Origin of the sequence: Mycolicibacterium arabiense, assembly GCF_010731815.2 — a bacterium.
GTDB lineage: Bacteria > Actinomycetota > Actinomycetes > Mycobacteriales > Mycobacteriaceae > Mycobacterium > Mycobacterium arabiense.
In genome coordinates, this window is record NZ_AP022593.1 from 3,747,893 (window position 1) to 3,761,067 (window position 13,175).

Consider the following 13,175-nt stretch of genomic DNA (forward strand, 5'->3'; position numbering starts at 1 on the left):
CACGGAACGAAGAGGGCGATTCTTACGCAACGGTGTCGGTCTTGATTATCGGACCGTTAGACCGGCTTTTCGAGGAACACTGGCGTCGGTGACAGTGATGGGGCCGCCCCTGCCCCTCGATGGACTACGGGCGCGGATCCTCGATCGACCGGCATTGCCTGCACTGTCGCCCGAGCGGTACGCCCACACGCACGCGATCTACGAGGCGGCCAGCGACCAGCGGCCACGGTTGCAGACATGGCTGGCCACGGCATTACCGCCCATGCTTGGCGACTGCGATCCGGTGCGGGTGGTCGGCGTCGGCGTCGGCGACGGAAGTGTCGATGCGCCGCTCGCCGCCGCGCTCGCCCGCAACGGTCGTCGCGTGCGCTACACCGGCGTCGAACCTCATCCACCGTCGGCTGCTCGATTCGCCTCTCGGCTGAACGCACTCGACGCCGATTCACTCACGCCCACCGTCGTCATCGGTGAGCTGGCCGATCACGATGCGGGCCATCCCGCTGATCTGGTGCACTTCGTGCATTCGCTGTACTACGTCGCCGACCTGGCGATGGCTCTCGACCACGCCGTAAGCATGGTCAGGCCCGGCGGTCTCCTCGTCACCGCGATCGCGCCCCTACAACCGCTCTGCGTGCTGACCGAGATGCTGTGCCCGTGGGCGGGTCTCAAGCCGTGGTTCGCCGAGGACGTCAGTGCCGAACTCGAGTCGCGTGCGCTGCGCACCCGTACCGAGACGATCGTGGGACGCCTCGACGCCCGCGATGCGCTCGAGGATCCGCTCGGCCGCGGAGAGGCCGTGTTGGATTTCCTCATCGGAGCCCGTTCGCGTGCACTGGATTTCGACGCGCGCGGGCAGTTGCTCGATTACCTGCGCGAGATCTCCCTGCCGGGCAGGCCCGGTGTTCTGCCCCACCCGGTTGACGTCCTGATCAGCCGGGTGCCCTGAGTCCAGGGTGGCGGCTATCGCGCACGGAGTCCATCCACGAACAGTCGGACGACCCGTTCGTTGAACGAGTCGTCCTCGCCAGGAACCGGTTGGCAGAGCAGTGCGACGCTCACCAGGATGTCGCGTGCGGTGACATCGGATCGGATGGCGCCAGACGCGGCGCCTCGGTCGAGGATGCCGCCCAGTGCCGGGACGAGTGAATCCAGCAGCGACGAGGGCAAGCCTTCGTAGGCTGGATCGGCTGAATGAAGTGCTTCCGCGAGGCCCTGCTTGGTGCCGACGAACGTCGTGAACCGCTCGACCCACGCGCACAGCGCGTCGAACGGCTCGAGTGTCGCGCCAAGTGAAACGGCGGCTGCAACGCAGTCGTCGACCTCTTGCCGCAGCACGGCCACGATGAGGTCTGAGCGCCGAGGGAAGTGTCGGTAGAGCGTGCCGACGCCCACGCCCGCCAGATCGGTGATCGACTTCGCAGGGGCACTGACACCCGCGGTGGCGAACACCGTCTTCGCGGCGTCGAGCAGAGCCACGAGGTTCCGCTGCGCGTCCATACGCGGTCGACGAGCCGACTCGGGAGCCACCGAATCACCTGGCACGGCTACCTCCTTGCGAACCGGAATGACTTTCCGTATCGTCGGACTAGACGGAACGGTATTCCGTTTCGAGGAGTGTACGGGGCCGTGAGCACCTCGTGGATGGGAGTACGAGATGAAGTACCGCACCCTTGGCCGAACCGGCATCAACGTGAGCCCATACGGGCTCGGGGCGCTCATGTTCGCCACCCAGATGGGAAACACCGACTCCGAGTCGATGGCGATCATTCACAAGGCCCTCGATGCCGGCATCAATCTCATCGACACTGCAGACGCGTACGGCGACTCCGAACAGGTCGTCGGTCGGGCCATCAAGGGCCGCCGCGACAACGTGGTCCTCGCAACGAAATTCGGTCTACCCAACAGTGACGAACCCAACCACAGGGGTGCATCTCGCCGGTGGATCGCGACGGCGGTCGAGAAATCGCTGCGCCGCCTGCAGACCGACTACATCGACGTGTACCAACTCCAACGTCCCGACCCCGACACCGACATGGAGGAAACGCTGTCCGCGCTGACGGACCTCGTCCGGGAAGGGAAGATTCGCACCTTTGGAACGTCGATGCTGCCCGCATCGAACATCGTCGAGGCGCACTGGATTGCGGAGCGCCACGGCCTGAGGCGGCTGCGCACCGAGCAGTCGCCCTATTCGCTCCTGAATCGCGGCATCGAGCGGGAAGTCCTTCCCGTTGCCCAGCAGTACGGCATGGGCGTCTTGGCATGGGGGCCGCTCGGGCAAGGCATGCTCACGGGCCGAGTGCGTCGCGGCCATGACACCGATGTGATTCGCGCGCAATTCAACTCGGTGTTCGGCGACGAGAGACGACTCGGTGCCGTGGAGCAGCTGCTCCACCTCGCTGCCGAGGTCGGGTTGCCGATCACCCATCTCGCGATGGCTTTCGCCGTCTCGCATCCGGGTATCACCAGTGCCCTGCTCGGTGCTCGCACCATGGGGCATCTCGACGACCTCCTCCTGGGAGTGGAGGTCATCCTCACCGATGACGTCTTGGACCGGATCGACGAGATCGTGCCCCCGGGTACCGATGTCGGGGAACTGGACCAGGCGTACGTGCCGCCAGGCGTCTCGAAGACGCAGCTCCGTCGACGTCCGCTGGCCGAGCGCGCCGCAGCCTGACGGTGCGTCAGCATGAAGGAAGTCTCGGATCGGCTCGCGGTCGCAAGCGATTCCGTCACCGAGCGGTGGATCGAGTTGCCTCTTAGGCTGTACTCGTGGCCGACTCCGAACTGTGCTGGACCCCCGCTACCGCGCTCGCCGAAGCCGTTCAGGCCGGTTCGATCTCCAGCACGGAGATCGCAGCCGCGTTCGTCGAACGCATCGAGGCGGTCAATCCCGAGTTGAACGCCTACGTTCACTTCGACCGCGAACAGGTCATGGCGGATGCCACCACGCTGCATCGGGAATTGGCTGATGGCGGGCCCCGTGGACCGCTGCATGGAGTGCCGTTCTCGATCAAGGGACTGACCTCGATGGCGGGACTGCCCTTCGACTCGTCGCTGAAACCGCTTGCAGGCGGGGTGGGTACGCGGGACGCCACGGTGGTCACCCGGTTGAAGGACGCGGGCGGCCTGTTCCTCGGCAAGACGAACGCACCCGAATTCGGCTACTACGGTGGCACCGACAGCCACCTCTACGGCCCCACGCAGAACCCCTGGCGCCATGGCCACACCGCCGGTGGGTCGAGCGGCGGCGCCGCCGCGGCGGTCGCGGCCGGGTTGGGCCCGCTAGCCGAGGGTGCCGACGGCGCGGGTTCGGTGCGCATTCCCTCTGCGATGTGCGGCGTCGTGGGCTTCAAGCCGTCGCTCGGTCGCATCCCGCACACGCTTCTCGACGGACGGCATTACACCCACGTCTTCCACGGACCGATCGCGCGGACCGTCGCCGATGCCGCCCTCATGTTCTCGGTGATGGCCGGACCATCGGACTCCGACCCCAACAGCGTTCCGTCCGACGGGATCGACTATGCCGCAGCCATCGAGGGTGACGTCAGCGGCTGGCGAGTGGCCTGGTCTCCGAACCTGGGCCTCGGGCACGTCGACCCGGAAGTGGTCGCGGTGTGCGCCGACGCAGTGCGGGCCTTCGAGACCCTCGGCGCCGTGGTCGAGGAGGCGACTCCAGACTGGGGCAATCCCGAAGAGGCCATGTGGAAGGGACTGTGGGTGCCGGGCTACTCCTGTGAGTACGACGTGCTCGATTGGAAGTCGCAGCGGGGCCGGGTTGACGACAATCTGATCGAGATCTTCGCCCAGGCCGAGACGTTGACGGCCATGGAGATCGGCCGCGCAGAAGCCTATCGCGGCCGAATGTGGGATACCTTCAGTCAATTCATGCGCACCTACGACATCCTGGTCAGCCCCACCCTGGCGTCGCCCACGTTCCCTCTCGAGAGGTTCGCGCCCGATTGGCTCGACGGTCAGTCGTTGCAACGGCAGCTGCTCGGGTGGCTGCTGACCTACCCGTTCAACATGACCACGACTCCTGCCATCACGGTCCCTGCCGGGTTCACCGTCGATGGTCGGCCGGTCGGGTTGCAGATCGCCGGCCCGCATCGCGCAGATGCCGCCGTGCTGCGCGCAGCGGCGAACTACGAGGCAGCGCGTCCCTGGGCGGACGCCAAACCCGTTCTCGCTACAGCGCCTTGAGCCAAAACGGCCAACGCGGATCGGTCATCTTGAGCCGCGCGCGCATCAGCTTCCAGCAGCCGTACTTGTGATAGTCGAAGTCCCACGACGAACTCAGCTGCTGGTTCACACACGCCCACAGTCCCCACTTGACGTCGGCCAGCGCACCGCATACTTGCACTCGGGCCACCAAGCCGAAGTCGGTCCGGCCGTAAAAGGCCTCTACCAGTTCGTTGATGCGTTCCTCGGTGTAGAACATCTCGGTGGTCAGCAGCGCCAATTCGTAGGCACGTTCGTTGTTCGACGCGAATTCGTAGTCCACGAGCTTCATCGGCTCGCCGGGAGCGACCAGGAAGTTGCCGGGCATCGGATCGTTGTGGCAGGCAACGAGGTCCAGCCCGGAGGCCAGCAGCGCCTCCTTGGCCACCTGATACTCGCCGAGGATCAGTTCGGCGTCTTCGGGCAGCCGTACGCCAAGGTCCTTGGCCTGGGCGAGGTGTTCGTCGACCATGTCGAACATGGTCTTCGTGACCGTCAGCAGTTCACCGGAGTGCAGCACGCGATAGATGTCGATGATCTGGCGGGGGATCGCGACGTCCTTGAAGTCGCCGTTGGTGCAGGCGCGGTACCCCTCCAGGAACTCGATGACCTCGACGCCGGTGCCGGCGTCGAAGTGGACCAGTTCGGGGCCGATCCCCAGCTCGCCGGCGCGACGCGCGGCCTCGTTGGCCAGCGCGCGGTCGATGAACGTCTCACTGCCGGCGCCGGGAATCTTCAGGAAGTAACGAGTGTCGGTGCCCTCGACGGTGATTCGCCAGTTGCTGTTCTGCAGCCCGCCCAGCACGGGGGCGTATTCCAGTCGCTTGCCCCGCCATGGCTCGATGGCCGTCAGCGCTGCCTCGACACTGCGCTCGGCCTCGTTGCGGGCGCCGCCGACGAGTCGGTTCCCGGTGGTGTCGCGAACGGTATCGGTGCCGGTCACAGGTTCCTCAGGCGATCGTGGAAGTGGATGTCGTTCAGTCCGGCTCGCGCGCGTACGAACTGCCAGTCGGACAGCTTCGAGTATTCGAGTGTGCCCGGCCGCGCGGCGTCCGCATAGGCGCCGATCAAAGCCCAGCGCACGCAGTCGACGACCCCGTAGACCCGCGCCCGGTCGAACAGGGCTTGATCGAAGCTGCCCCACGCCGACTCGAATGCCTGCCGCGCGCTCGAGTCGAAGGGGCGCACCTCGGCCAGAAGGACACCGAGGTCCTGCAGAGGGTCCATTACCGCAGCGACGTCCCAGTCCACCAGCAGCATTCGGCCGTCGTCGGCGAGCAGGACGTTGGAGACGTTGCCGTCGCCATGGCAAGGGACGGTGTCGAAGCCGGTCGCCGCGATGCGCTTCTCGGCCATCGCCAGAATTCGCGTCATCCAGTCGAAGTCGGCGGGTAGGGCGACGGCGTTGGCCACGGCCAGGTTGGTGAGCGTGCGGACGTCCTCGAACACCGTGGCCCTGCGGTTGATCGACTCGAATTCGTGCACCCGGGTGCGCAGCGCGACCAGCCGTTCGAGCTGCGCGTCGTCGTCGAAGACGTTCAGGGTGGCCGTTGAGGCGCTGTCGACGAGGTTCTCCGACACCAGGATTCCGGCCGCGGCGTCCGACGCGTAGACCGCCGGTCCGACGCCGAGTTCACCGGCTTCGGTGGCGGCCGCAAACGCCTGCGCGACGTCGACGTACGCGACGGCGTGCCCGATCATCGACTTCACGAAGGCGGTCGACGGAGTTTCCGCCTCACCGTCGGCGGCTTCGGCGCGGACGTCGAAGCACTCGGAGTCCGCACCCCACCAACTCGGGCTGGCCATCGTGGGGGTGGCGTCGGCGTTGATCGTCGTATCAGTGAACAGGCCAAGAGATCGCAGCGGGCCGAGGATGGTGGGTGTGGATGGAGAGACCATTTCAGTTGCCTCCAGGTGGTTGTGCCGCGACGGGTTCCGGCCACGCCATCGCGACGGGACGCCTACCCTCCAGCCACTTCGTCAGACGCAGGACCTCGGTGTCGGCGAAGCGGGGACCGACCACCTGGATGCCGACGGGCATGCCGTCGCTGAAACCGAAGCACAGTGCCGCAGCCGGCTGCGCGGTCTGGTTGAACCAGGCCGTGAAACCGCAGTGGCCCAACGGCTGCGACGGATCGAGGCCGCAGTCCTCGGCCGGGAAGCCCACCGTCGGTATGACGGGGGCGAGCACGTAGTCGAATCCGGCGCAGGCGGCACGCATGAGTTCGGCTGAGCGCGCGACCGCTTCTCCGTCGCGGGCGAAGTCGGTCGCCGACAGACCTGCGCCGGGGCCGCACCAGTCGCGGATGGCCGGGTGCACCAACTCGCGCAGGTCGGCTCGAATGGATTGGAGTTCGGCGGCCGCGCGCACCTGGAACAACCGGTCCAGGGCGGGGTACGGGTCATCGGCGAAGACTGGCGCCATGACCGAGACGTCCGCGCCGCCGTCGGCCAACGCCGCCGCGGCGTCGGCCAGCACCGCGGACACCGCGTCCTCGACGCCGGAGGAAGTGCCGAGAGTGGTCAGCAGGCCGATGCGAAGTCCAATCGGCGACAGCGGCTCCCGAGCGAGCGGCGTGGTCTCCGGCGGAAGGCTCCACAGGTCGCGGGGATCGGCACCGGTCAGCACGTCGTACATGTCCAGCACGTCATCGACGGTGCGGCCCATCGGTCCGGCCGACCGCATCGTGGACGGGGCGGTGTGGGGGATGCGGCCCTGAGTGGGCTTCAGCGCTACCAACCCGCAGTGCCCGGCGGGCAGTCGCACGGATCCTGCAATGTCACTGCCCACCGCTGAGAATCCGATGCCCGATGCGAGGCATGCGCCTGCGCCCGCGCTGGAGCCGCCGGTGTTGCGGGACGGGTTCCATGGGTTTCGGGTGACGCCATAGAGCGAACTCACGCCGGCGGCCATCATGCCGAAGTCGGGCATCGTGGTCTTGCCGACGATCACCGCCCCGGCCTCCTTGAGCCGGGCGGCGGGCGGGGCATCGAACGTCGAGTCGGGGAGGTCGGCGTTGGCAGCGCAACCGTGCCGCCACGGGGTACCGACCGCGTGCACGCTGTCCTTGATGGTCACGGGCAGACCGTCCAACGGACTCAGCGGCGTGCCCGAGTCCCAGCGGCGGCTCGAGGCCTGCGCGGCGTTCCGGGCGCCTGCGGTGTCCACGTAGGCGAACGCGTTGATGGTGGGGTTGCGGGTCTCGATGCGTGCCAGGGTGCGGTCTAGGACGTCGACGGGGCTAAGGGTGCCACCGCGGTACGCCTGACGCACCGATTCCGCTGGAAGATCGAGGATCTCGTCGATCACGGGACGTGGGCTCCCTCGAGTGCCCCGGCGGCCATGCGCGCAGCGGTGGCAGTCAGGGTGTGCAGGCCGGCGAGCAGATGGGCATCAGTGCTGTACTCGCGCTCGTTGTGCGAGATGCCGTCAACGCTGGGGATGAACAGCATGACCGTCGGTACCACGTCTTTGAGGTTCACCGAGTCGTGACCGGCCATCGTGGGCAGGGTGCGCCACCGCAGCCCGAGGTCGTCGAGGACGGCCCCGGCGAGCGCGATGCCGGAGTCCTGATAGCGGGTTGACGGGCGGAAGGCGGCGCTCTCGATCTCGACGTGGCCGTCGCCGGCCTGCTCGATCTCTGCGACGCGTTCGAGGAACAGGGCGTGTGCAGCCTCTACCGTCTCCGCCTCCAAGGCACGCAGGTCCGCCGCCAAGCGGACGCGCGAGGGCACCACGACCGGCGAGTTGGGTTCCACCGTGAACCGGCCAACCGAACCCAGCACCGTATCGGGCCCGAACTCGTCGGCCACTGCACGGACGGCCAGCACCACCTCGCTGGCGGCGACCAGCGCATCCCGCCTGTATCGCATGTGGGTGGCCCCGGTGTGGGACTGCTCACCATGCACGGTGATCGAGTACTTGTAAGCAGCCCAGTTGCACGTCACTACGCCGACGTCGAGACCCTCGTCGACGAGGGTGCGGCCCTGCTCGATGTGTATCTCGGCGTAGCAGTTGGCCCTCGGGGCAACGTCGCCACCGTGATATCCGATGTGACGCAGCGCATCTCGGACCGACGACCCGTCCTTACCTACGGTGTCGAGGACGGCGTCGGCAGACATCTTCCCGACGTACACTGCGCTGCCCATGAGGCTTGGCGAGAAACGCGAACCCTCCTCGTTGAACCAGTTGACTGCGGCGACGTTGTACCGCGCGGCGTCCGGCCGGTCGGCTACCAGCACCGCGGCATAGGCCGCGGCCAGCACCCCGTAGGCGCCGTCGAAGCGACCCGACGTCGGTTGGCTGTCCAGGTGCGATCCGAGCAGCACGTAAGGCGTGTCCGGCGCGAATTCGGCGCAGCCAAACATGTTTCCGACGGCGTCGACCCGACACTGCAGGCCGTGCTCGACGAACCAGGCGCGCAGCCAGTCCCGTGCCCTGCCGTCGGCGTCGGTGGCCGCTTCCCGGTCCACACCGCCAACTGGGGTTGCGCCGATCGCGGACAGCTCGGCGAAGTCGGTCAGGAACGTGGCGTCGGTGAGGCCCGTGCTCATCGCGGCTCGTCGGCCAACTCGGCGGCCTGGTCCTCCAATGACACAGGGGGAATCGGAGCCGCGACGCGCATCTTGGTCTTCGCGGCCTCGAACATGTCGTTCACCCGGGCCTTGTCGGCGTCGTCGGACGTGACCAGCGCGGCCGCCGCCAGGAACACCACCAGGTTGACCACCAGGCCGACGATACCGCCGGTCAGGCTGCCGAGCCACCGAATGTCGTCGGGATAGACCCAGGTCAACACCATCGCCACCAAGAATCCCGACACCATGCCCGCGACCGCGCCCTGCTTGTTGCCGCCCCGCCAGAAGATGCCCAAGAACAGCGGCACGGCCAGCTGAATGACCCCCTGGTAGGAAATCTGAGCCAGCAACTGCAGCCGTGTCATGTTGAACGTCGCGTAGGCAACCACGCCGGCGGCGATCATGAAGACGAGCATCGAGGTCTTCGCGACCTGGGTCAGCCGCTTGTCCGTCAATGGACGCTTCGTGGTGTTGACCAAATCGTTGGCGATCTGCAGACCGCAGACCTGCACGCTGCCGTCGATGTGGCCCATGGAGGCGGCGAAGACGATGGTGATGCCAAGTCCGAGCAGCCAGGTGCCGCCGTAGTCGCTCATGATCGTGAACCAGCCCGCCTGCGGACTGTCGGCGACGTCGGGCATGACCGTCGCCGCGATCCCGACCAACATCAGCAGCGTGTAGAAGACACCGGAGATCAGGACCGTGCACAGCGTGCCGGACTTGACCGACCGCACGCTGGAGGCGGTGTAGATGCGCTGGAAACTGGTTGGCCAGCACAGTGATCCGACCACCCCGGTGAAGATCAGCGCGAAAATGTAGAGGGGCCCGTACTTGTCGCCGTCACCCGGCAGCACCAGGTACTTGTCGGCGACGTCGTTGAGGTCGCCGATGCTGATCGGGCTGCCCGCGACTCCAGACAGCAGCACCACGCACAGGATGGCCGAGAACACGTATGCCACGGTGCCCTGGAAGGCGTCGGTCATGATCAGACCGCGCATGCCCATCCGGACGGTCCAGTACTGCCGGATGAGGATGACCGCTAGTCCCACGATCAAGCAGGTGGTGACCGACCACGCACCGTCACTGGCGAGTTCGAAGACCGTTCCCAGCGCTTGCATTCCGAGGACGACCCAGGGGAACAGCGACACGATGCCGATCACGCTGGCCACGATCCGTACCGCGGGGGAGTCGAATCGCTTGCCCAGCAGGTCGGGCTGAGAACGCAGGTCGTACTTCTTGCCCCAGCGCCAGGCGCGGGTGGCCATGAAGTACATCATTGCCACGCCGAGGCTCGAGTAGGCCAATCCGTACAGGCCGAAGACGCCGGCACCGGTCGCCAGCCCGAAGAAGGCGATGAACGTCGAGCCAGGCCACCACGAGTTGACGTAGCTCATCGCCACGTACCAGGGCCCGTAGCTCCGACCGCCCACGGCGTACTCGTCGAAGGTCGGCGCCGTCTTCTGCTGTGTGACATACAAGATGACGATGACGATCGCGTAGAACGCAGCCAGCATTGCGAGCATGATCCACATGTCAGCCTCCGAGGCCCTCTGCGAGTGGTTCGAGCGAGTCGTCGTCGAGTTCGCCGCGGATGTCTTCGACGATGTAGAACGCCGTCAGGGTCAGCCCCAGCACGACGGCGTCGATGATCCAGTACATGATCGCGAAGGGGATCCCAAGAATCTGGAACCGCATGCCGCTGCCCCATAGATAGAGCGGCGGGAACAGAGCGAACAGCAGTGCGGCGGCATACAACGTCCCAAAGAAGATGACGATGGACCGTCGGCCGAGTCCCAGGATGAAGGCCTTCACAGCCGAACTCCTTGTCGTGGTAGTGGGGCCGTCACGTACGAGCGCAGAGTCTCGTGGATCAGCCCATTGCTGGCAATCCCGTTGCCACCGTCGAACATTCGCTGCCCATCGAGGCTGGTGAACCGGCCACCGGCCTCCTCGATGATCACCGGCATCGGTGCCAGATCGTAGGGCTGTGTGGTGTAGTCGACCACAGCATCGGCGTCTCCGCTGGCCACCATGGCGTAGCCGAACGCGTCGCCCCACGTTCGGAGCACCACGCCTTGGGCCCTCAAACCCTCCAAGACTCCGGGCTCCCAGTCCTCCAGCCACGTCGCCATGACGTAGGCGCCGTCGAGGTCGGCGCAGGTCGAGACCCGGGCAGGCACCCCGTTGCGCCAGCATCCCTTGCCCCGCTCCGCGTGGACGGTGATCCCGGCGCTGGGCAGATTGATGACCCCGAACACGATCTCGTCACCCTCCTGCAACGCGATGAGATTGGCGTACAGGGGGACTCCACGGATGAACGACTTCGTCCCGTCGATTGGATCGACGATCCAGCGGTAGCCGGAGTCACCGGCGGTGTCGGGAAACTCCTCGCCGACGAACCCGTCACGGCCGAAGTCGGTGGAGACCGCCGTGCGCATTGCGTGCTCGATCTCGCGGTCGGCCACCGTGACCGGGGTGCCGTCTCCCTTGGTGTGGACCGCCAGGTCGCCGTCGGCGAAGTATCGCTGCGACATCGTGCCGGCCACTGCCGCCAGGTCGAGAGCGAGCCTGATGCGTTCGGCGCGGTCGTCGCTCATCGGACCAACGGTGCGGCTAGACCATTTCTGGTTCGTCCCGGCGCGCGTTAAGCCCATGTAACACTTCGATCGCCAGGTGGCCAGGCAGTGCGTCGGGGGTATGTTCCGGGCCATGCTTCTACTCGAGCAGGCGCACGTAGCGCTGCGGCGACTCGCCGAGGAACTCGCCCTCCGGGGTGAGCCAAGGTTGCCGACCGAACGGGTGTTGGCGCAGCGTTTGGAGACATCGCGCACCACGGTGCGCAAGGCGCTCGATCTGCTCGAGGAGGATGGGGTGATCCGTCGGGTGAGGGGCCGCGCCGGCGGCGCCTACCTGACCAATGTGGCCACCCAGGTTGCCGCGCCGCAGTCGGCGCGGGCATTCTGCCGCAGCAAGAGCATCCTGCGCAGTCTGAACACCGTGAAGGGGATCCCAGAGATACTGCACGAGCAGGGATTTCGCGATGGCACCACCGTGATCAGCGCTGAGCTGGCGCCGGCACCGCCCGGAGTCCGGTGCGCTCTGAAACTGGAGGAAGCCGAACCGGTCGTCTCTCTGCTGAGGCTGCGGCATGCGGATGGCGAGACGCTGTCCCTGGAACAGATGTACCTGCGGATGGAGCTGGCCGGTGTGCTGCGGACCGGGATGAAGTCGGTCTATCGCACTCTGTTGGCGCAGTTCGGCGTTCAAATCTGCGTAGCCGACGAGTCCATAGAGATCGCAGGTGTCTCGAGCGGCGAGGGCGAGTTGCTCGGTCAGCCGGCTGGGACACCGGTGCTCAAACTGGAACGTACGGGCCACGACCAGTATGGCCGTGCCGTGGAGTACTCCGTCGACCTGTTCCGCGCCGACCGCACCCGCCTCCACGTGCGGTCTCACTCGCCGGTCACCGCACGCCGGATGTGACGACTGCCGTGGTCACGGCCCAGGCAGCTCCAACGTCGCCAAGCGCGCGGGGTCCACGATCGAGGTCATGGCCGTCAGCCGTCCGTCGGCCACGGTGCACACCATGATGCTCACCGGCTTGCCCCTGGCGCCCCATGCCGCGATGCCAGGTTTCCCGTTGACCAGGACGCGCCGAGCGGTCACGTGTGCGCTTCCGCCGCGTCGCACTGCATCGGTGACGGCGGCGGAACCGACCGTGACGGTCAGTCCGCGTGGTGTGTGGTGTTCCCACGTGACGTCTGGTGCCAGCACGTCGAGCAGGGCGTCGAAGTCGCCGTCTCGGGCGGCCCGCAGGAATGCATCGACGACGGCCCGTTGCTCCTGAAGGACCTTGCGGGAGGCGGTGATCGTCGGCGCCTCCTGCACCTTGCGTCGAGCGCGGCTGGCGGCCATCTTCGTCGCCCCCACCGACCTGCCGACGATCGTGGCGATGTCGGCGAAGGGAACGGCGAACATGTCGTGCAGGACGAACACCAACCGTTCCTCCGGCTTCAGCGAACCCAGCACCGTCAACAGGGCGACGCCGACCAGGTCGGCCAGGACGGCGGACTGTTCCGGTGCATCGACGTCCTCGGTCACGACGAGTTCGGGGAAGCCGTCGTCGAAGGCGACCTCGTGTCTGGCTGCGCGGGAGCGCAACATGTCGATGCAGATGCGCCCGACCACCGTCGTGAGCCAGCCACCGAGGTTGTCGATGGCTTCGGCGTCTTGCCGGGAGAACCGCAGCCACGCTTCTTGAACCGCGTCCTCGGCATCGGCGTGCGAGCCGAGAACCCGGTGGGCAATCGCCAGGAGGCGTTCCCGGTGCGACTCGAACAGCTGCTCGTTGCCGACCTCATCGGTCACGTCGTTACCTCGCT

Annotated in this window: 13 protein-coding genes; 4 read left to right on the forward strand and 9 right to left on the reverse strand. The window is 66.6% G+C overall.

Annotated elements, in window-relative coordinates:
• Positions 1-97 precede the first annotated feature (97 nt).
• On the forward strand, positions 98-946 hold the full coding sequence (locus G6N61_RS19565; RefSeq protein ID WP_235887656.1) for a class I SAM-dependent methyltransferase: 849 nt from the start codon (positions 98-100) through the stop codon (positions 944-946).
• A 14-nt stretch (positions 947-960) separates the two neighbouring features.
• Here the strand turns inward: G6N61_RS19565 and G6N61_RS19570 are convergent, their stop codons facing one another.
• A complete protein-coding gene (locus G6N61_RS19570; RefSeq protein ID WP_235887193.1) occupies positions 961-1,542 on the reverse strand; it encodes a TetR/AcrR family transcriptional regulator in 582 nt (193 codons plus the stop codon).
• A gap of 112 nt (positions 1,543-1,654) precedes the next feature.
• Between G6N61_RS19570 and G6N61_RS19575 the strand changes: the two genes are divergently transcribed.
• Both G6N61_RS19575 and G6N61_RS19580 read left to right on the forward strand, forming a co-directional pair.
• Entirely contained in the window at positions 1,655-2,674 is a 1,020-nt protein-coding gene (locus G6N61_RS19575; RefSeq protein WP_163920095.1) for an aldo/keto reductase, read from the forward strand.
• Between the two features lie 95 nt (positions 2,675-2,769).
• Positions 2,770-4,200, forward strand: a complete 1,431-nt coding sequence (locus tag G6N61_RS19580) for an amidase (protein ID WP_163920097.1) — start codon at positions 2,770-2,772, stop codon at positions 4,198-4,200.
• Here the strand turns inward: G6N61_RS19580 and G6N61_RS19585 are convergent.
• From G6N61_RS19585 to G6N61_RS19615, 7 genes are read right to left on the reverse strand one after another with little or no spacing between them, the layout of a single operon-like run.
• The gene (locus G6N61_RS19585; RefSeq protein WP_163920099.1) at positions 4,187-5,161 is read right to left on the reverse strand and encodes a choline/ethanolamine kinase family protein; all 975 of its coding nucleotides are present in this window, start codon (positions 5,159-5,161) and stop codon (positions 4,187-4,189) included. The two genes, G6N61_RS19580 and G6N61_RS19585, sit on opposite strands and share 14 nt — an antisense overlap.
• A complete protein-coding gene (locus G6N61_RS19590; protein WP_163920101.1) occupies positions 5,158-6,117 on the reverse strand; it encodes an aminoglycoside phosphotransferase family protein in 960 nt (319 codons plus the stop codon). Before G6N61_RS19590 ends, G6N61_RS19585 begins: the two co-directional genes overlap by 4 nt.
• Before the next feature lies 1 nt (position 6,118).
• A complete protein-coding gene (locus G6N61_RS19595) occupies positions 6,119-7,528 on the reverse strand; it encodes an amidase (RefSeq protein WP_163920103.1) in 1,410 nt (469 codons plus the stop codon).
• Positions 7,525-8,772, reverse strand: coding sequence for a M20 family metallo-hydrolase (locus tag G6N61_RS19600; RefSeq protein ID WP_163920105.1), 1,248 nt, complete (start codon positions 8,770-8,772; stop codon positions 7,525-7,527). The genes G6N61_RS19595 and G6N61_RS19600 overlap by 4 nt, the downstream gene beginning before the upstream one ends.
• Positions 8,769-10,325 carry a sodium:solute symporter family protein gene (locus tag G6N61_RS19605; RefSeq protein WP_163920107.1) on the reverse strand — a complete coding sequence of 519 codons (1,557 nt, stop codon included), beginning with the start codon at positions 10,323-10,325 and terminating at the stop codon, positions 8,769-8,771. The genes G6N61_RS19600 and G6N61_RS19605 overlap by 4 nt, the downstream gene beginning before the upstream one ends.
• 1 nt (position 10,326) lies before the next feature.
• The gene (locus G6N61_RS19610; RefSeq protein ID WP_163920109.1) at positions 10,327-10,605 is read right to left on the reverse strand and encodes a hypothetical protein; all 279 of its coding nucleotides are present in this window, start codon (positions 10,603-10,605) and stop codon (positions 10,327-10,329) included.
• The gene (locus G6N61_RS19615; protein WP_163920111.1) at positions 10,602-11,390 is read right to left on the reverse strand and encodes an inositol monophosphatase family protein; all 789 of its coding nucleotides are present in this window, start codon (positions 11,388-11,390) and stop codon (positions 10,602-10,604) included. The genes G6N61_RS19610 and G6N61_RS19615 overlap by 4 nt, the downstream gene beginning before the upstream one ends.
• Before the next feature lie 112 nt (positions 11,391-11,502).
• On the opposite strand from G6N61_RS19615, the gene G6N61_RS19620 reads away from it, so the two are divergent.
• Entirely contained in the window at positions 11,503-12,276 is a 774-nt protein-coding gene (locus tag G6N61_RS19620; protein ID WP_264076737.1) for a GntR family transcriptional regulator, read from the forward strand.
• 12 nt (positions 12,277-12,288) lie between these two features.
• Here the strand turns inward: G6N61_RS19620 and G6N61_RS19625 are convergent, their stop codons facing one another.
• A complete protein-coding gene (locus G6N61_RS19625) occupies positions 12,289-13,161 on the reverse strand; it encodes a sigma-70 family RNA polymerase sigma factor (RefSeq protein WP_163920115.1) in 873 nt (290 codons plus the stop codon).
• Positions 13,162-13,175 lie beyond the last annotated feature (14 nt).